We start from the raw sequence: 18,249 nt of genomic DNA, 5'->3' as shown, positions 1-18,249 counted from the left end.
GCATGTGGGGCGGGCCTGCGGGCGGTGGCATGCGGGGCGGGGGCCGTTGTCAGTGCCGTATGGCACCTTGATCGTGCACGTCCCCAACGCCTCAGGAGCAGCCGGTGTCCCAGACCATGCCCTCGTTCGAACTCCTCCCCGGTGCCGCCGAGTCGCCGGTGCTGCTGCACGTGCCGCATTCCTCGCGGGCGATACCGGAGGACGTACGCGCCGGCATCGTGCTGGACGACGCCGGACTGGAGCGGGAGCTGGACCACATCACGGACGCGCACACCGCCCGGATCGCCGAGCGGGCCGCCGCGCTCGCCGGGCTCCGGCCCTGGCGGTTCGTGAACCGGCTGTCGCGGCTGGTGGTGGACCCGGAGCGGTTCCCGGACGAGCGAGAGGAAATGCTCGCCGTGGGGATGGGTGCCGTGTACACGCGGACCACCCACAAGGGTGAGCTGCGCCCCGCGGACACCGACCCCGAGCCGCTGCTCGACCGCTATTTCCGGCCGTACGCCGCGGCCATGACGCAGGCGGTGGCCGGCCGGCTGGCCGCGACCGGGCGCGCGGTGATCATCGACGTGCACTCGTACCCGGCCCAGCCGCTCCCGTACGAGCTGCACGGCAGCGGGCCGCGCCCGCCGGTGTGCCTGGGCACGGACGCCTTCCACACCCCGCCGGAGCTGACCGAGGCCGCCCGCAAGGCGTTCGCCGGCTGCGGCGAGACGGGCCTGGACAGCCCGTTCGCCGGGACGTACGTGCCGCTGGAGTTCTACGGCACGGACGTCCGGGTCGGCGCCCTGATGGTGGAGATCCGGCGGGACACGTACATGACGGAGCCGGGCGGCCCGGCGGGCCCGGGCCTGGACCGCCTCGCCACGGCGCTGGCGACCCTCGTCGACGCGGTGTAGCCGACCGGGCGCAGCGACGCTCGCCGAGCGGCCGTTCGCCTTCCTGCTGAGGCCACGCGGACGCCCTGAGTCAGGCGGACGCGATCCCCGACCAGCGGCCGGGCTCCGTCCGACCACCGCCACGGGCTCCCAACCGGACCCGCGGCCCGGCCCCGGCAGCCTCGACCAGCCCCGGCGGACACCCGACTCGCCCCCGGGGCCCAACCACACGGCTCACCCCGGCGCAACCCCGGCCAGCCCTGGCCCACCGGCGGGGACCCCGCGCGGTGGACCGGCGCTGGCCCGTCGGCCCGCCTGGCGCGGTCCGGTCAGGGCCGCAGCCACTCCGTGACGATCACCTCCGCGCCGGTGCGCAGGCGCAGGGCGAAGGGGCCGGACGGCGGGGTGGCGCTGGTGAACCGGCCGAGAGGATCCGCGGTCAGCGGGCCGTGGGTGGTCTGCGGGCCGCCGAGTACCTCGATCCGCGCCGCCTGCGGCGGCAGCAGCTGGCCGATCAGACCGTCCTCGGTGACCTCCACGTCGACGGTCACCTCGCCCGCGCGGAACGTCAGCATGCGCGGCGCGTCCGTGACCCCCCTGACGGGCAGCGCGTCCACGAGCGAGTCGAAGGTCAGCTCGGCGAGCCGGGCGTCCAGGTCGTGCAGCGCGAACGCCTCCACGGCCGCCTGGACCAGCTCGGCCGGGACCGGGTCCAGGACGGCGGCCGCCTGGCGCAGCTCCTCCTCCAGCAGCCCGTCCGCGAACTCCTCCGGCCCCTCGGGCCTGTCGTCGCCGTTCACACCGCACCCCGCGCGTCCATCCGGGCCCGCAGCCGGCGCAGACAGCGCTGGCGGAGCGGGCCGATGCTGCCGACCGCGATGCCGAGGGCGGCCGAGATCTCCCCGTAGCTGGGCGGCGGCGAGGCCATCAGCACGCGCAGCAACTGCCGGCAGCGCTCGCCCAGTCCGTCCAGCTCCTGCCACAGGCGGCGGACCCGCTCGGCCCGGTCCGCCGCCTCCTCGGAATCGATCAGCGTCTCTTCCGGCGTCCGGTCCTCGCTGGCCCGGTCCAGCACCCGTGGATCGTCGGTCAGGGTCAGTCGCGCCAGGCCCTTGAGCACCTTCAGGCACTCGTGCCGGGCGGTACTGGCCAGCCAGGCGCCGGCCTTGTCGGGTTCCCGTATGCGGCCCAGATGCTGGGCGAAGCGGAACCAGGTGGTCTGGAAGACCTCGTGCCCGTCGGCGTCCGACAGCCGGTGTGCCCGCACGACCGACCACACCAGCGGACTCATCCCTTCCACCAGCGCCTTCCAGGCCGCGGCGTCCCCGTCGACGGCGGACTGGACCAACGCGCCGACCTCTGCTCGGTCCACGGCTCCACCCCTCGTGTACGGCCTGTCATCGTACGCCGTGGAGCGGAGGGTTCCGGCCGTCATGCGGGCAGCGCCGGGAGCACGGCGGGGACCGGGCGCCAGGTCGGCGGCCGGAGCGCCGCGACATCCGCCCCGCGCACCTCGGCCCGCTCCGCGTCCGCGGCCAGCAGCCCGGTACCGGCCGCCCGCGGGTCGCGTTCCCGGTACGCGGTCATCCGCGCGGCGACCAGTCCCGCGGCCACCGGGGTGGCGAAGGAGGTGCCGCTCCACTGCGCCAGGCCGTCGAACATCACCTGGTCCGGCTTGGCGCCGGTGCTCTCCCGGCCCTCGCTCAGCACACCGGTGTGGCGCGGGAACTGGCAGGTGCAGGCGTAGTCGGCGTCGCCGAACCGGCAGGCGTCGTAGGTGGAGTGCTGGTAGATGTACGGCACGGGCGCGGTGAAGCCGGTCAGGGCGCTGGTGAGGCGCTCGCCGGGGGCGTGCACGCGCACCCATGGCCCGTGGTTGGTGAAGCAGGCCCCGGACGCGCCGTCCGAGCGGAGGGCGCCGACCGACAGCACGCAGTCGGCGAACTCGGGCAGGCCGGCGTAGGCGGCGGGCCAGAACGGGATGTCGCTGCCGTTGTTGCCGGCGGCGGCCACCAGCAGGGTCCGCTGCTCGCGCAGTTCCGCCATGAACGCGTCCAGACCGATCAGGCCGTCGGTGTCCGCGCTGGGCGTGCCCGCGGAGAGGCTGATGATGTCCGGCCAGCCGCCCCGGTCGACCGCGTCGAAGAGCAGGGCGCCGAACTCCGACTCCAGGACGGCGCCGGCGTCGTTGAGCGTGCCGCGCACGGTGATGTCGGTGTTGGGGGCGACGGCCGCGAGGATCCCGGCGATGAACGTGCCGTGGCCGACGTACTGGCGCAGCACGCCGTCGGCGTCGGTCTCGGTGAGCTGGGCGTCGCCCGTGGTGTGGGCGAGCAGCGGGTAGGAGCGGTGGTCGTGCACCAGGCCGGTGTCGATCACGAGGACGCCGACCGCGGTGGCCGGGTCGTAACTTCCCTCGGCCGGGGCCGGGTTGGCGGTCTCGGTGCGCGGGACGGGCACGGGCTCGTCGCCGGGGCAGGCGTTGACGTTCCCCGCGATGTGCACCACGTGGTTGCGGCCGGCCAGCCGCCGGCCCTGGCGGTCCTCGGCCTCCCGCACGGCGCGCAGGGCGTGCGGCACGCTGTCCTCGCCCTCGGCCGGGTCGCCGACCCGGATGCGGGTGACGCCGGTGCGGCCGGCCCGCGGGCCCACGCGGCGCACGTGGTCGGGGACGAGTCCCTGGGTCTCGGTGAAGTGCGTGCGCACGGCGTCCTCGACGAACCGGGCCTCCTCGCCGTCCCGGACGAGGACGACGCCCTTCTCGTAGAAGTACCCGGCGGAGTCGTCCGGCCCCATGGTGAGGGGGACGTCCGGCAGGGAGCGCTGGATGTGGTGGAACTGCTCGTGGAATCGATGTGGTGCCATGTGGTGTCCTCCCCCTCAAGACGGTGTTCGACAGTGAGAGCCGCGGGACCACCGTCTGATACAACAGGCCACTACCATGCGAGACGTGACAGCGGGAAGCGAGCCGGTTCTCGAACTGCTGCCCATGGTGTTCGCCGATCCGGGCGAGGCCCGGGCGCGTGCCGAACACGTCCTGCGTGCCGCTCCGTCACCGGTCCACGCGAGCGTCGCCCACCAGGTGCTCGGCATCTGGCAGCGGGACTTCGGCGATCTGCGGATCGCGCTGAGGCATCTGCGGCGGGCCCGGGACCTGGCCGCGCGCGCCGAGTCGGCCGACCGGGAGGCCGATGTGCTCGCGACCCTCGGGGTCGCACTGGTGCACGCGGGGCGCACTCGGCAGGGGCTCGCCTCCTTCGAGCGGGGGGTCGCCCGGGGCAGCGGACACACCCGGGCCCGGGTGCTGTACCGGCGGGCCTACGTGTGGTGGGTGCTGGGGCACCATCGCGAGGCCCTGGAGGACGTACGGCGGGCCCTTCCCGTCCTGCGGCAGGTCACCGACGACATCTGGACCGCGCGGGCGCTGACCCTGCGGGCCACCGTGCACCTCGCGCTCGGCGCGGTGGAGCGGGCCGTCGCCGACTTCACGGCGGCGGAGCGGCTGTGGGACACCACCGGCCAGGAGCACGACAAGGCGGACGCGGTGGAGAGCCGGGGCCTGGCCGCGTTCCGCTCCGGTGCCATACCGGCGGCGCTGCGGCTGCTGGACGAGGCCGAGGAGCGCTACGCCAAGCTGGGCACCCCCACCTACAACCTGTCGATCCGGCGCTGCGAGGTGCTGATGGCGGCGGGGCTCGCCCCGGAGGCGCTGGCCGAGGCGGACGCGGCGATCGCGCTGCTGGACCGGATCGGCGGGCAGTCCACCCGTAAGGCCGAGCTGCTGCTGGCCGCCGCGCGGGCCGCCCGTTCCGCCGGGGACGCGCACACCGCCATAGCCCGCGCGGCCGTGGCCGTACGGCTGTTCGCGGCGCAGCGCCGGACCTGGTGGGAGACGCACGCCCGGCTGGTGCTGATCGAGGCGCGGGTGGCGGCCGGGCGCCGGTCGGGGCGGATGGTCGCGGACGCGGCGGCGGTCGCCGAGCGGCTGGCCGCCTTCGGCTCCCCGGCCGCGCCCGAGGCCTCCCTGCTCGCGGGCCGGATCGCGCTGGCGCTGGGCTGGACGGCGGACGCGGAACGGCACTTGGCGGTGGCCGCCCGCAGCCGGCACGGCGGGCCGCCGCCGGCCCGGATGACGGGCTGGGCGGCGCAGGCGCTGCGGGCGCGGGCGGCCGGTTCCCGGCGCGGTGTGCTGGAGGCGTGCCGGCGCGGGCTGGACGTGCTGGACGACCACCGGATGACGCTGGGCGCCTCGGAGCTGCGCGCCCACGCGACCGCGCAGGGTGCCGAACTGGCCGCGCTGGCGCAGGAGGTGAGCCTCGCCGAGGGCAGTCCGCGGCGGCTGCTGGGGTGGAGCGAGCGGTGGCGGGCGACCGTGCTGTCGGCGCCGCCGACCCGGCCGCCCGACGATCCGGCGCTGCTGAGCGGGCTGACCGCCTACCGGGAGATCGCGGCCCGCGCGGAGGCCGCCCGGATGGAGGGCCGCCCGGTGCCGGCGCTGGAGCGCGAACAGCGACGCCTGGAGAGGGAGATCCGCTCGCGCACCCGGCACATGGGCGGGGCCGCCGCCGACGCGGGCGACCGTCTCGACGTGGGCCGGCTGCTGGACCGGCTCGGTGACGGGCGGCTGGTCGAACTGGCGGTGGTCGACGGCCGGGTGCACGTCCTGCTGTGCGGGCAGGGAAAGGTACGGCGGTTCGCCGGCGGCTCGCTGGCGGAGGCGGTGGCCGAGGCCGAGCACGTGCAGGCCGGGCTGCGGCGGCTCGCGCACCCGGGCGCCGAGGCCCGGCTCCCTGTCGTGGAGGCCGCCGGCCGGCGGCTGGAAGAACTTCTGCTGGCCGGGGCGGTACGACACCTCGGCCCGGGCCCGGTGGTGATCGTGCCGCCCGGCGCGCTGCACCGGGTGCCGTGGGCGCTGCTGCCCGCGCTGCGGGAGCGGGTGCTCAGCGTGTCGCCGTCGGCGAACAGCTGGCTGCGCGCCCGGGAGACGGCGCCGCCGCCGGACGGGCGGCCCGTGCTGGTGCGTGGCCCCGGCCTCGCGACGGGCGGCGCGGAGGTGCCCGAGCTGGCGGACCGGTACGGCACGGCGACGGTCCTGGAGGGCGACGAGGCCCAGGTGCCCCGGGTGCTGGCGGAACTCGACGGCGCGGGTCTCGCCCATCTCGCCGCGCACGGCACGTTCCGCGCCGACAGCCCCCTGTTCTCCGCCCTCCGCATGGCCGACGGCCCGCTGATCGTCCACGACTTCGAACGCCTGGCCCGCAGTCCGTACCGGATCATCCTGTCGAGCTGCGACACCGCCCGGCTCGCCTCGGTCGGCGCCGATGAACTCCTCGGCCTGGTCACGGCGTTGCTGCCGCTGGGCACGGCCGGGGTGGTGGCGAGCAGCGCCCCGGTCAACGACGCGGCGGTCGTCCCGCTGATGCTGGCCCTGCACAAGGGCCTCGGCGCGGGCCTCTCCCTGGCCGAGGCGTTGAGAGACGCCCGTACGACCCTGCCGGGCGACGCTCTGCACCAGGCGACGGGCTGGGCGTTCGCGGCGTTCGGGGCGGCGTGAGGGGGACGCGGCGTGAACGCGGCGCGGCGCGAGCGGGACGCCGCGCGAGCGGGGCGGCGCGAGCGGGACGGCGCGAGCGGGACGGCGCAAGCGGGACGGCGCGAGCGGGACGGCGCAAGAACGAGACCCGGCCCGAGCGCGGCGCGACATGAACAAGACCCGGCCTGAGCACGACGCAGCGTGAGCGGGACCCGGCCCGAGCGCGACGCAGCATGAACGAGACCCGGCCCGAGCGCGACGCGGCACGAACGAGACCCGGCCCGAGTGGAACGCGGCGCGAGCGGGACCGCGACATGAGCGCGACGCGGCCCGAGCGCGACCCGGGGCGAGCGCGACCCGGCCCGAGCGCGACGCGGGGCGAGCAGGACACCGCGTGAGCGGATGCGCGGGGTTCGTCATGCCGCTCCGCCGCCCGCGGCGCGCCTAGGTGGGCTCGCCCCGCCACTCCCCGTCCCGGCGGGCCCAGCGCACCGCCGGGGCCACCGCGAGACCCGCCGCCGCGAACAGCAGGCCCAGCGCCGCCCAGCCCAGCGCGCCGTGGGCGATCGCGGTCACCGTGACCAGGGCCGGACCGGACATCATCCCGGCCGACATACCGGCGCCGAACACGCCCTGGTACACCCCGTGGGCACGGGCGTCGGCCAGTTCGTAGCCGAGCGTCCAGCCGCCCGCCGCCGACAGCACCTCGGCGAAGACCTGCACCACGGCGCCGGCGGTCAGCGCCGCCACCGCCCACACCGGGGACAGGCCCGCCGACAGGGCGTACACCGCGCAGGAGGCCGCCAGCAGCAGGCCCGACCAGCCCATCGCCCGTACGGCGGACGGCACTTGGGAGGCTCCGCGGGCCACCCGTACCTGGAGCAGCGCCACCAGCGCACAGTTGACGATCATCAGCAGTGCCGCGGTCCAGCGCGGCGCGTCGGTGCGTTCCACGATCCACAGCGGCAGCCCGACCTCGGAGAGCGAGTACTGCACGACCAGCACGGCGTTGAGGACGGTCACCGCCAGGAACGGCAGGTCCCGCACCGCCCGCCAGCGCTCCGCGGCCGGGGCGGCGTCGTCCAGCGGCGCCCGTCCGGCCACATGCGCGGCCGGCGGCAGCCGGGGCAGCAGCAGCGCCGGACCCGCGAACGACAGCGCGTCGACCAGAATGACCGTCACATGCGCCGCCTCCGTGTCGAGCTGGAGCGCGACGGCGCCGAACGCGCCGCCCACGCCCATGCCGACGTTCACCACCATGCGCAGGTACGCCCGTGCCTCCACCCGCGTCGCCGCCGGAAGCACGTCCGCGTACAGCGCTCCCTGCACCCCTCGGCTCGCCATCTGCAAGCCTGTCGCGCAGACCACGGCGACGAGGAATCCGGGGTACGAGTTCACCAGCGCGTACGCGGCCGTGGCCAGCCCGGTGCCGCCCCACAGCAGTGCGCCGACCCGGCGCGCGCCCCACCGGTCCGCGGCCCGCCCGGCCGGCACCCCGGCTGCCACACCGACCAGTCCCGCGACCGTCATCCCGACACCGACGGCGGTCGCGTCGAGGCCGACGACGCGCGTGAAGTACAGGACGCCGAGGGGGAAGTAGAGGCCGTTGCCGAGGGCGTTGACCAGGGTGAGCACACTGGCCAGACGCAGCACCGGGTCCGTGGGGAGCAGGCCGGCGGCCCGGGTGGCACGCTGCGGCCCGGGACCGCCGTCCGGGGCGGGGGCCGGGGAGACTGGTGTCGTGGTCATGTACACAGCCAACCCGGCGGTGCGTCCCCGCGGACAATGATTTAGCGTGGCGCTCAATGATCGAGATCCGCCTCGCCGTCGGCGACCTCGCCACCACCTCCTTCGCGTACTCCCCGCTCCAGGAGGCGGTGTTCTCCCTGCGCAGCCTGCACGACCCCGCCCGCTACCCGCACCACCGGCCGTGGCTGCGCCGCATCCGGCCCCGCCTGGCGGACCTCGACCACGAGGTGCTCGGCGCGCTGGTCACACCCTGGCTGTGGGTGCCGGACTTCCTCACCCCGCGCCCGCAGCGCGCCCGACCGGGACTCACCGAGGAACTGGACCGGCTGGGCCGTACCCCGCCCGAGGTCGTCGACGCCGACTTCCGCGCCACCTACCGCACCCCGGAGGCCCTGCCACCGGTCGTCACCCGCGGCCTCGCCGACCCCGCCGCCCTCCTCGCCCGGATCACCGACGCCCTCGACGCCTACTGGCACACCTGTCTCGCCGCCGGCTGGTGGCCACGCGCGCAGAGCATCCTGGAGGCCGACCTCGCGCACCGCGGGCGGGTGCTCGCCGAGCAGGGCGCCGGGGCGCTCTTCGCGAGCCTCGACGAGCGGCTGAGCTGGAGCGACGGCCTGCTGCGGCTGTCCACGCGGGACTTCACCGTCCAGGCGCCCTGGACCGGCGTGAGCATCGCCGGCCGCGGACTGGTCCTGCTGCCCACCCTGTTCGCCCGCGGAGTCCAGCCGCTGATCGATCCCGCCCACCCGCCGGTCCTGATGTATCCGGCGCGCGGCCGTGCCACCCTCTCCGAGGAACCGCCCCCGGTCAATGACGAGGCCCTGGTGCGCCTCCTCGGCCGCCCCCGCGCCCGCCTGCTGCTGCTCCTCGCCGAGCCGGCCTCCACCACGGAACTGGCCCACCGCCTCGACGTCACCCCGGGCGCCGTCAGCCAGCACCTGGCGGTCCTCTACGACGCCGGTCTGCTCTCCCGCACCCGCAGCGGACGCATCGTCCGCTACGCCCGCACCGCGCTCGGCGACGCGCTGTGCCGGTGAGCCCGGCTCGCGCACGGGGCGGGGCCCTCCTCGGTACCGGGGAGCGGGGCCCCGCCCGCGCTGCCGTGTCCGCTGACGGACCCGGCCCGGCCGACGGCCCCGCCGTAGCCGTCCACGCTCACCGGGTCCCCGGGGCCGGCCGCACGCCGACCCCGGGGCGGCCCGGAGGACAGGTCTAGGCCGTCTCCCTCTCCGGCACGTCCACCAGCCAGGGCAGGGCCCCCCGGTCCCCGGTGCCGAGTCGCGTGTACGCGCTGTACAGGTGGTTGCCGACCGTCCGTACGGACAGCGTCAGCCGCTCGGCGATCTCCCGGTTGCTCAGCCCGGCTGCGGCCAGCGTGACGATCTGCCGCTGCCGGGCGGTGAGTTCACCGAGGACCAGCCCGGCCAGCGCGGGCGTGCGCGCCCCCTGGCAGCGGCGGGCCAGCGCGACGGCCCGGGTACGGGACAGCCGGGCGGCCCGGGGATCCCGGTGGACCCGTACCGCCTGCGCGTGCGCCTCCGCCGCGTACAGCAGGAAGCCCCGCTCCGCCAGCGCCTCCGCCGCCCGGTCCAGCGCGGCTCCGTCCCCGCGCGCCAGCGCGTCCGCGTGCCGGGCGAACACGCTGCCGGCCGGCAGCCGTCCGACCGCCCGCCCGGGCTCGCCGAGGCGTACGGCGTCGTAGCGCGCATGGACGCCGTCCGGGTCGGTCACCTCGCCCAAGGTGCCCTCGGCCAGTGCGAGTTCCCTCAGGCATCCGCCGTCCGACGGAGTCTCCCGCAGCCCCTCCCGGGCCCACGCCGCCGCCTCCCGCAGCTCACCCCGCAGACGCGCGAACCGGGCGCGGACCCCGGCGTACCCGGCCGGCAGCGGACCGCCCTCCGCGACCAGCCACTCCCCCACCGGCGTCGGCACCGCCCGGACGTCGAGCCGGTCCATCCGCCGGACCAGGGTGCGCTGTTCGGCGTCGAGCGCGGGACCGTGCGCGAAGGGCGCGCGGGCCAGCCGGCGGGCCCGCAGCCGGCCGGCCGTGGCGCGCAGCGCGGCGCCGTGCAGGGGGTGAGCGAGGGTGACGGCACCCTGGTCGTCGACGTCGATCAGGCCGTCCGTCTCCAGGCGTTCCAGGACGTCCAGGTCCAGCTCGTCCACGGGCAGCGGCAGGGGTTCGGCGAACGCGAGGCGTTCCAGGGCGTCCCGTTCGCCGGGACCGGACCGCTCCAGGGCGGGGGCGAGCCGCTCGCGGACGGCCGGGGTGACCGGCAGCGGGCCGCGCCAGGCCCGTTCACCGGTGTCCGGGACGGGCGTGAGCCGGCCGGACCCGGTGAGCGCGGTCACCAGGTCGCGCAGCAGCCGCAGATCCCCCCGGCACGCCTGGTGCAGCCGGCGCACGGTGAGCGGTTCCAGCCCGGCGCCCGCAAGCAGTTGGGCGGTGTCCTCCGGGGACAGCGGGTCGAGGGCCAGCCGGGGCAGCAGTTCCCCGGTCCACAGCCGGGACACGGCGCCGGGCGCGGGCGGGGCGTCCGCCGCGGCCACGACCAGGCGGGTGCGGCCCTGCACGGCTAGCTGGTGGACCAGGGCGGCGGAGGTCTCGTCCAGCAGCTGGGCGTCGTCGACGACCAGGAGCCGTACGCCGGACAGCGCGCGGACCGCGCGGTGCAGCGACACGGTGTCGGGCAGCAGGTGCGCGAACGCCGCGAGGGGCAGGTCCCGGGCCTCGGGCGTGCCGGTCACCCGGGCGTGGTCCGTGCCCCGGACCGCCTCCGTGATCAGCCGGGTCTTGCCGCGGCCCGCCGGTCCCGTCACGACGATGCCGGGCCGGCCGGCGGTCAGCGCGCCGCGCACCAGCTCCAGTTCGTCGGCCCGTCCGGTGAACGGCCAGGGCAGTTCCAGGGTCTTCGCGTCCTGTTCGTAAGTCCTCACACCATCCTGAGCGCGCGTACTCAGGTCTGATACAGGGCGACTTGAGTAGCCCCCGACTCAGGCGTGCGGCCGGGGCGGCGGGCACGCTGGCCGCATGACCCGACGCCTCTGCTCGCTTCCGCGGCAGCCGGCCCCGTCGTTCGCACCGGGGCTGACCGCCGAGCGGCTGGGCGCGCTGCTCGCCGGGCGGCGGATGTGGGTCAACGGCACCGTCCTGCACTACTGCTTCCTGGACGCCCGCACGGACGCCTCGGTCGTCCCGGTCCCCGGGACCGGGGAGCTGCGCCGGGTGCCGTGGGCGGGCGGCGAGGAGCAGCGGGACGTGGTCCGCGGGTGCTTCGCCGAGTGGCAGGGCCTCGGCATCGGCGTCACGTTCGCCGAGGTCGGCGACCGGCACGAGGCGGAGCTGCGGATCGGGTTCCAGGCCGGTGCCGGATCCTGGTCGGCGGTCGGCCGGGACGCGTTGTCGGTGGGCCGGGGCGAGCGCACCATGAACTTCGGCTGGGACGTGACCGCGCCCGGGGAGCGCGGGACCGTCCTGCACCAGATCGGGCACGTGCTCGGCATGGTGCACGAGCACCAGAGTCCGTTCGCCGGGCTGCACTGGGACGACGAGGCGGTGTACGCCGAACTGGCGGGGCCGCCGAACTTCTGGAGCCGGGAGACGACGTACACGAACGTGCTGCGCCCGCTGGACGCCTGCGAGGCGGGCGGCTCGGTGTGGGATCCGCAGTCGGTGATGACGCTGCCGTTCGGGCCGGGGCTGGTGCTGGAGCCGGAGCAGTACCGCGGGGGGCTGCGTCCGCCCGGCGCTCCCTCCCCGGCCGACAAGGAGTTCGTGCTGCGCTGGTATCCGCCCGCCGCTCCGGGCGGTCCGGCGGCGCTGGTGCCGTTCCGGTCCGCGCCGCTCGGACTGGGGCCGGGCGAGCAGGCCGACTTCACCGTCGAGCCGCCGGAGACCCGCGAGTACACGGTGGGCACCTTCGGCGACGCCGACAGCGTGCTGGTGGTCTTCGAGGAGCGCGACGGGGTGCCGCGCTTCCTCGCGGGCCACGACGACGGCGGCACGCCGGACAACGCCGCCGTCCGGGTCCGGCTCGTCAAGGGCCGCCGCTATGTCGTCCGGGTCCGCCTGTACTCCACGTGGGGGTCGGGAGAGACGGCGGTCATGTGCTGGTGACGGCACACGGACGACACCGAGCCACTGTCCGGCACCGGGGGAGCGGGCGTGGACGTCACCTACGGGGGAGGTGACGTCCACGCCCACGCCGGTGTCCGTGCCGCGTCGGCGGGCAGGACCGGCGCCCAGGGGAACGGCGGGTCCGGGATGTCCCGGCGCAGCGCCGGCGCGACGGCCGACTGGAACAGTTCCAGCGAGGCGCGGTGCCGGGCGGCGGGCAGGCCGCCGGCGTCCGCGGTCACGTGCAGGACGGTGTGCCCCAGCCGCTCGTGGTAGCGGTGCACCTTGTCGATGACCTGCTCGGGGCTGCCGATCAGCGCCGAGCTGCGCGCCGCGAAGTCCTCCAGGGTCTCGAACACCACGGGCAGGCCCGCCGACCGCTGGAAGGCCAGGTTGCTCTCGAAGACCGGGCGGTACGCCGTCAGCGCCTCCTGTGAGGTACGGGCGACGAGGAGCCCGGCCGAGCCCGCGCCCACCGCGATCGCCGCCGGGTCGTGGCCGTAGTGCTCCCAGCGTTCGCGGTAGTGGCGGACCAGTTCGGCGTACGGCTCCACGGGATGGGTGACGTTCGCCGAGAACAGCGGGTCTCCGTAGCGGGCGGCGAGGTCCACGGACTCCTCGCTGGTGGCGCTGCCGTGCCAGACGCGGACCGGTCGCTGGTACGGCCGCGGCCACGCCTCGGCGTCCTTCAGCGGTGGCCGGAACCGGGTGTCGGCGGTCACCCGGTCCTGCCGCCACAGCCGCCGGAACACCTCGTAGCTCTCGGCGTTGCGGTCCCACTGGTCCTCGGGGGTGACGTGGAACAGCTCGCGCTGCGCGGTGCCGTTGCCCTTGCCGATGATCAGGTCGAGGCGCCCCTCGGAGAGGTGGTCCAGGGTGGCGTAGTCCTCGTAGGCCCGGACCGGGTCGAGCAGGCTGAGGGTGGTGACGGCGGTGAAGAGCCGGATGCGGCGGGTGAGGGCGGCGACATGGCTGAGCACGACGGTCGGCGCGGAGGAGAGGAACGGCCGTTCGTGCCGCTCCCCCACGCCGAATCCGTCGAAGCCCAGCTCCTCCGCCAGCACGGCGTTGTCCAGCACCTCGCGGAACCGCTCGTGCGTCGGCCCCAGGACTCCGGTGACCGGGTCCGGCCGGTGCACGATCAGCGTGATCGCGAGGAACTTCACGACGCGGCCCGCGCGGACGAGGCACCGGTGCGGGTACCGGCCCCGGCGTCGGCGTCGGGGTGGGCGAGGCCCAGGTGGTCGCGCAGGGTCGTGCCCTCGTAGTCGGCGCGGAAGACGCCCTGTTCCTGGAGCAGCGGGACCACCTTGTCGGCGAACGGGTCGAGACCGCCGGGGGTGATGTGCGGGACGAGGATGAAGCCGTCGGAGGCGTCGGCCTGCACGAAGTCGTTGATGGTCCGCGCCACGGTCTGCGGCGAGCCGATGAACGTCTGCCGGTTGCCGGTGTTGATCACCAGGTCGCGGATGGACCACCTGTTGGCCTCGGCGAGCTGCCGCCACTCGCGGGCGATGGCCACCGGGTCCCGGTACATCCGTACCTGGGCGCGGCCCCGGGAGATGTGGTCCTCGCTCACCACCGGGTCCACGTCGGGCAGCGGGCCCTCCGGGTCGTACGCCGACAGGTCGCGGTTCCAGACGAACTCCAGGTGCTTGATGGCGGTGGCCCCGCTGACCTGCTGCCTGCGCACCTCGCGGGCGAGTTCGGCGGCCTCCTGGTCGGTGTCGCCGAGGACGAAGGTCGCCGCGGGCAGGATGAGGAGCTGGTCGGGGCGGCGGCCGTACGTGGCGAGGCGGGACTTGACGTCGGTGTAGAAGGCCTGGCCCTCCTTCAGGGTGGAGTACCGGCTGAAGATCGCGTCCGCGCTGGAGGCGGCGAACTCGCGGCCCTCGTCGGAGTCGCCCGCCTGGAAGACGACGGGGCGGCCCTGCGGGGAGCGTGGGACGTTGAACCGGCCGTGGATGTCGAAGTGCTGCCCCTGGTGCACGAAGGCACCGGCCTTGGCGTCCCGGAGGAAGGTCCCGGTGGCCTGGTCGGCGATGATCTCGTCGCCGCGCCAGGAGTCGAACAGTTCGTGTGCGGTGGCGAGGAACTCCTGGGCGCGGGAGTAGCGCTCCTCCTGCGGCAGGTAGCCGCCGCGCCGGAAGTTCTCGCCGGTGAAGGCGTCCCAGGAGGTCACGACGTTCCAGGCGGACCGGCCGCCGGAGAGGTGGTCGAGGCTCGCGAACTGCCGGGCCACCTCGTACGGCTCGTTGAAGGTGGAGTTGATGGTGCCGGTCAGGCCGAGCCGGTCGGTGACGGCGGCCAGCGCGGCCAGCACGGTGAAGGTGTCGGGGCGGCCGACCACGTCCAGGTCGTAGATCTGGCCGCCCTGCTCGCGCAGCCGGAGCCCCTCGGCGAGGAACAGGAAGTCGAACTTGGCGCGTTCGGCGGTCCGCGCGAAGTGCGCGAAGGAGCTGAACTCGATGTGGCTGCCGGCGGCCGGGTCGCTCCACACGGTGGTGTTGTTGACGCCGGGGAAGTGGGCGGCCAGGTGGATCTGCTTCAGCGGCTTGCTCATGGCGGTACGGTCGTCCTCTCCGGCGTTCAGGCTGCTGCGTAGCGGTTGGCGGGGCGGGCGAGGCCGAGGAGGCCGCGCAGGGTGCCGGCCTCGTAGGCGTCCCGGAAACGGCGGCGGCGCCGCAGCTCGGGCACCAGGTCCCGGGTGATCCGGGGCAGGTCGTGGCCGGCGACCGCGGGCCGCAGCCGGAACCCGGTCAGCCCGCCCGCCGCCAACTCCTCCAGCAGATCTGCGAGTCGGGCGGCCGTACCGGTGAAGATCCGGGCGTCGCTGGTGTACGGCTCGCCCGCGAGGGTGTCGAGACGGTCGCGGCGGTCCTCGGCGGCGGCCGGGCTGTCGTCCAGGAAGACGACGAGGTCGCCGAAGACGTGCAGCGTCTCGCCGGCGCGGCCCGCCGCCTGCTGCTCGGCGCGGATCTCGGCGACGATCGCCCGTGCCTGGTCCGCGTCGTGCGGGGTGACGTAGCCGACGTCGGCCTGGCGGGCCACGAGGCGGTACGGGACGGTCTGGTGGGCGAGGGCGGTGACCAGGGGCTGGCCCTGCGGCGGGCGGGGCGTGATGGACGGGCCCTTGACGCTGAACCAGCGGCCCTCGAAGTCGATGTAGTGCAGCTTGTCCCGGTCGATGAAGCGGCCGGTCGCCGCGTCCCGGATCTCGGCGTCGTCCTCCCAGCTGTCCCAGAGCCGGCGGACCACTTCCACGTAGTCGGCGGCCTCGTCGAACAGGTCGGTGATCGCTGCCTGCGCGTCCGGGCTGTCGAAGCCTTCGATCCGGGGGATCGTGCGGCGGCCGAAGTGCGCGGCCTCGTCCGGGCGGAAGTCGGTGCGCACCCGCAGGCCCGCGCGTCCGGTGCTGACGTAGTCGAGGGTGGCGATCGCCTTCGAGATGTGGAACGGCTCGGTGTGTGTGGCCACCACGGTCGGGACCAGGCCTATGTGCCGGGTGACCGGGGCGACGCGGGAGGCGATGAGGACCGCGTCGAGCCGGCCGCGGATCTGGTCGGTGCGCTCGTCGGGCGCGAGGAGGTGGGAGGACTGCGGGCCAAGGCCGTCCTCGATGGTGACGAAGTCGAGCAGGCCGCGTTCGGCCTCGGCGATCAGGTCGGTCCAGTAGCCGGCGGTGAACAGGTCGCGGGGGCGGGCGACCGGCTCGCGCCAGGACGCCGGGTGCCATCCGGTGCCGTCCAGGGCGACGGCGAGGTGCAGGGGTGCGGCAGGAGTTGAGGACACGTGGGTGCCTTCCTTGATGTCCGTTCGAGGACGCCGGCTCGCGGGGCCGGCGGCGGCCGGGCGGGCGGCGCCGGCCGCGGGCGGGCGCGGCGGGAGGAGCCCCGGGCCGGGGCGGGGGCCGGGGAGAGGTCAGGGGCGACAGAGCGCGGCGGACACGCGCTGGAGGTCTATGTGCGGCCGGGAGTGCAGACGGACGGACCGGTACGGGTGCGGGGCGCGCGGCGGGCGCGCCCGCGGGGGCACTCGGGTCACGGCCGTCACCTCCGTCCGTCGGGCGCGGTGGGCCGGGTCGGCGTCCGCCTGGCGGATCTCGTCAGGACGTCCAACGTCCGGCCGGCGCCGGTTGTTCCCGGGCTGCGCAGCTGCACGATGCGGGAGCGGCGGCGCAGGGTGAACCCGATCGACTCGTAGAGCCGGATCGCGGTCGTGTTGCCGGCCGCGGCGTGCAGGAACGGGGTGTCCCCGCGGTCCCGGATGCCGGCCGCGACCGCGCGCACCAGCCGGGTGGCCAGTCCCCGGCCGCGGTACGCGGGGTCGGTGCACACGGCGCTGATCTCGGTCCAGCCGGGCGGCCGCAGCCTCTCCCCCGCCATGGCGACGAGCCTGCCCCGGTGCCGGATGCCGAGATAGGTGCCCATCTCGACGGTCCGGCTCAGGAACGGGCCCGGCCGGGTGCGGGCCACCAGATCGAGGATCTCCGGGACGTCGTCGGCTGTCAGGCGGACCGCCTCCCGGTCCGGTGCGGCCCGCAGCGCGGTGTCCACGAGCTGGACTCCCGCGCCCTCGCCTAGCACCTCCCAGCCGTCGGGAACCCGCTCGACCGGCTTGACCCGTACGGGGTTCCCCGGACCGACGAGCGTGTGCAGGTCGGCCCAGGCCGCCGGGTCCGCCGGGTCGGCGAGTGCCGCGAAGGCGTAGGTCTCCGGCCGGTAGCGGGCCGCGCGGCCGTACCGGTCGGCGAGATGGGCGTGCGGGCCGGCGAGGGCGGCCCAGACCGCGTTGTCCAGGACGGGGTCGGCGGGCAGGAGCGGGGCCGCGCCCGGGCGGATGTCGGTCGGGTGAGCCACGGAAGCGATCCCCTCTCTTGACTCCATGTCGATGGATCGATGTCCTGTCAGGAGTTGTCCAGCGGCAGCCCGGGCGGGTTGACCTCGGACTTCGCCACGGACTCGTTGGACAGGCCGTAGGAGGCCAGCCACTTGCCGTACTGGCCGTGCTCGATCAGGTGGTTGAGGGCGTCGGCGAGCGGCTTGGCGAGTCCGCTGTCCTTCTTGGCGGTGGCGGCGATCAGGCCCTGGAGCGTCTCGCCGGCGCCGGAGAAGGTGCCCGCGTTCCGGGTGGCGTTGGGGGTGTTCGCGGTCTGCCGGGCGCGGTAGGCGACCGCGGGGTTGGGACCGAAGAAGGCGTCGATCTTGCCGCTGCTCAGCGCCAGGTTGGTGGCGTTCTGGTCCGGGAAGTACTTGACGGTGAGCTTCTTGCCCTCCTTGGCCAGCTTGACCTTCCACTCCAGGAGGATCTTCTCCTGGTTGGTGCCGGCGCCCACGCTGACCGTCTTGCCGGCGAGGTTCTCGTAGTCGCCGTCGAAGTTCCAGGCGTTCTTCTTCAGCACCTCGAAGGCCAGGTTGTCCTTGCGGTAGGAGGCGAACTCGTACTTCCGCTTGCGTTCCTCGGTGACGGTGACGTTGGAGAACGCCACGTCGACCTTGCCGCTGTCGACGCCGACGAAGAGGTTCTCCCAGGTGGAGTTCCTGATCTCGGGCTTCAGGCCGAGGACCGCGGCCACCAGGCGGCCGAGGTCGGGCTCGGAGCCGGTGAGGGTCTTCTGGTCGCTGCCCACGAAGTTCAGGGGCGCGGAGCCCGAGGGCAGGGCTCCGACACCGATGACGAGCTTGCCGCTCCTGCGCACGGAGGCGGGCAGTTCGGCGCTGATGGACTTCACTTCGGAGACCTTCAGCGCGGTCTCCTTGGCGGCTCCGTTGGACAGCCGCCCCACGGTCACCGTGCCGGTGGCGTCGGTCTTGGTGACGGCCTCGCTGTCGCCTCCGCAGGCGGCGAGCCCGGTGGCGAGGGTGGCGACGGCGGTCGCCGTGGTGATGCCGCGGATCAGGGCGCGTCGGGAGATGTGCGTAGGCATGGCGTGGCTGTCCTTGTCTCGCTGATGAGAGTGGTGAGCGATGAAA

At 75.0% G+C, this 18,249-nt stretch carries 15 protein-coding genes; 4 read left to right on the top strand and 11 right to left on the bottom strand.

Annotated features, from left to right (window positions below; translation table 11 throughout):
* Positions 1–116: 116 nt before the first annotated feature.
* Complete coding sequence (locus tag C3492_RS25000) at positions 117–896, top strand: N-formylglutamate amidohydrolase (RefSeq protein WP_103814298.1); 780 nt, start codon at positions 117–119, stop codon at positions 894–896.
* Positions 897–1,204: 308 nt separating this feature from the next.
* Here C3492_RS25000 and C3492_RS24995 read toward each other — a convergent pair whose 3' ends face one another.
* The 3 genes from C3492_RS24995 to C3492_RS24985 are packed head-to-tail and all read right to left on the bottom strand — an operon-like array spanning position 1,205 to position 3,740.
* Positions 1,205–1,675 (bottom strand): hypothetical protein, encoded by a 471-nt coding sequence (locus tag C3492_RS24995; protein ID WP_103814205.1) that lies wholly within the window; start codon positions 1,673–1,675, stop codon positions 1,205–1,207.
* Positions 1,672–2,310, bottom strand: coding sequence for an RNA polymerase sigma factor (locus tag C3492_RS24990; protein ID WP_181140534.1), 639 nt, complete (start codon positions 2,308–2,310; stop codon positions 1,672–1,674). The genes C3492_RS24995 and C3492_RS24990 overlap by 4 nt, the downstream gene beginning before the upstream one ends.
* Positions 2,307–3,740: a S8/S53 family peptidase gene (locus C3492_RS24985; RefSeq protein WP_103814201.1), complete on the bottom strand. Its 1,434-nt coding sequence runs from the start codon at positions 3,738–3,740 to the stop codon at positions 2,307–2,309. The genes C3492_RS24990 and C3492_RS24985 overlap by 4 nt, the downstream gene beginning before the upstream one ends.
* Positions 3,741–3,816: 76 nt before the next feature.
* Here C3492_RS24985 and C3492_RS24980 point away from each other — a divergent pair, with 76 nt between their 5' ends.
* Complete coding sequence (locus C3492_RS24980; protein ID WP_258055870.1) at positions 3,817–6,429, top strand: CHAT domain-containing tetratricopeptide repeat protein; 2,613 nt, start codon at positions 3,817–3,819, stop codon at positions 6,427–6,429.
* Between the two features lie 423 nt (positions 6,430–6,852).
* Here the strand turns inward: C3492_RS24980 and C3492_RS24975 are convergent, their stop codons facing one another.
* Positions 6,853–8,157, bottom strand: coding sequence for an MFS transporter (locus C3492_RS24975; RefSeq protein WP_146075709.1), 1,305 nt, complete (start codon positions 8,155–8,157; stop codon positions 6,853–6,855).
* Between the two features lie 56 nt (positions 8,158–8,213).
* Between C3492_RS24975 and C3492_RS24970 the strand changes: the two genes are divergently transcribed.
* Entirely contained in the window at positions 8,214–9,197 is a 984-nt protein-coding gene (locus C3492_RS24970; RefSeq protein ID WP_219822090.1) for a helix-turn-helix domain-containing protein, read from the top strand.
* A gap of 175 nt (positions 9,198–9,372) precedes the next feature.
* Here the strand turns inward: C3492_RS24970 and C3492_RS24965 are convergent, their stop codons facing one another.
* Entirely contained in the window at positions 9,373–11,097 is a 1,725-nt protein-coding gene (locus C3492_RS24965; RefSeq protein ID WP_103814199.1) for a LuxR C-terminal-related transcriptional regulator, read from the bottom strand.
* 94 nt (positions 11,098–11,191) lie between these two features.
* Between C3492_RS24965 and C3492_RS24960 the strand changes: the two genes are divergently transcribed.
* Positions 11,192–12,277, top strand: coding sequence for a M12 family metallopeptidase (locus C3492_RS24960; protein ID WP_103814197.1), 1,086 nt, complete (start codon positions 11,192–11,194; stop codon positions 12,275–12,277).
* 59 nt (positions 12,278–12,336) lie between these two features.
* Here the strand turns inward: C3492_RS24960 and C3492_RS24955 are convergent, their stop codons facing one another.
* The 6 genes from C3492_RS24955 to C3492_RS24935 form a co-directional block, all read right to left on the bottom strand.
* Positions 12,337–13,443, bottom strand: coding sequence for an LLM class flavin-dependent oxidoreductase (locus C3492_RS24955; RefSeq protein ID WP_103814195.1), 1,107 nt, complete (start codon positions 13,441–13,443; stop codon positions 12,337–12,339).
* Positions 13,440–14,840 (bottom strand): NtaA/DmoA family FMN-dependent monooxygenase, encoded by a 1,401-nt coding sequence (locus tag C3492_RS24950; protein ID WP_103814193.1) that lies wholly within the window; start codon positions 14,838–14,840, stop codon positions 13,440–13,442. Before C3492_RS24950 ends, C3492_RS24955 begins: the two co-directional genes overlap by 4 nt.
* 26 nt (positions 14,841–14,866) lie before the next feature.
* On the bottom strand, positions 14,867–16,069 hold the full coding sequence (locus C3492_RS24945) for an LLM class flavin-dependent oxidoreductase (RefSeq protein ID WP_103814191.1): 1,203 nt from the start codon (positions 16,067–16,069) through the stop codon (positions 14,867–14,869).
* A gap of 129 nt (positions 16,070–16,198) precedes the next feature.
* Positions 16,199–16,312: a putative leader peptide gene (locus C3492_RS46960; protein WP_374938371.1), complete on the bottom strand. Its 114-nt coding sequence runs from the start codon at positions 16,310–16,312 to the stop codon at positions 16,199–16,201.
* A 14-nt stretch (positions 16,313–16,326) separates the two neighbouring features.
* On the bottom strand, positions 16,327–17,136 hold the full coding sequence (locus C3492_RS24940) for a GNAT family N-acetyltransferase (protein ID WP_103814189.1): 810 nt from the start codon (positions 17,134–17,136) through the stop codon (positions 16,327–16,329).
* Between the two features lie 47 nt (positions 17,137–17,183).
* Complete coding sequence (locus tag C3492_RS24935; RefSeq protein WP_103814187.1) at positions 17,184–18,203, bottom strand: ABC transporter substrate-binding protein; 1,020 nt, start codon at positions 18,201–18,203, stop codon at positions 17,184–17,186.
* Positions 18,204–18,249: the final 46 nt, after the last annotated feature.

It is taken from the genome of Streptomyces sp. Ru62 (genome assembly GCF_002920615.1).
Classification (GTDB): Bacteria; Actinomycetota; Actinomycetes; order Streptomycetales; family Streptomycetaceae; genus Streptomyces.
Note: the sequence above shows the minus strand (reverse complement) of the source record. Positions and strands in the feature narration are given on the sequence as shown.

Excerpts from the sequence above, each read along its gene's own strand:
- C3492_RS24950 (WP_103814193.1), bottom strand. The coding sequence starts at position 14,840 with ATGAGCAAGCCGCTGAAGCAGATCCACCTGGCCGCCCACTTCCCCGGC.
- C3492_RS24935 (WP_103814187.1), bottom strand. The coding sequence starts at position 18,203 with ATGCCTACGCACATCTCCCGACGCGCCCTGATCCGCGGCATCACCACG.
- C3492_RS24980 (WP_258055870.1), top strand. The coding sequence starts at position 3,817 with ATGCGAGACGTGACAGCGGGAAGCGAGCCGGTTCTCGAACTGCTGCCC.
- C3492_RS24975 (WP_146075709.1), bottom strand. The coding sequence starts at position 8,157 with ATGACCACGACACCAGTCTCCCCGGCCCCCGCCCCGGACGGCGGTCCC.
- C3492_RS24990 (WP_181140534.1), bottom strand. The coding sequence starts at position 2,310 with ATGACGGCCGGAACCCTCCGCTCCACGGCGTACGATGACAGGCCGTAC.
- C3492_RS24970 (WP_219822090.1), top strand. The coding sequence starts at position 8,214 with ATGATCGAGATCCGCCTCGCCGTCGGCGACCTCGCCACCACCTCCTTC.
- C3492_RS24985 (WP_103814201.1), bottom strand. The coding sequence starts at position 3,740 with ATGGCACCACATCGATTCCACGAGCAGTTCCACCACATCCAGCGCTCC.
- C3492_RS24960 (WP_103814197.1), top strand. The coding sequence starts at position 11,192 with ATGACCCGACGCCTCTGCTCGCTTCCGCGGCAGCCGGCCCCGTCGTTC.
- C3492_RS25000 (WP_103814298.1), top strand. The coding sequence starts at position 117 with ATGCCCTCGTTCGAACTCCTCCCCGGTGCCGCCGAGTCGCCGGTGCTG.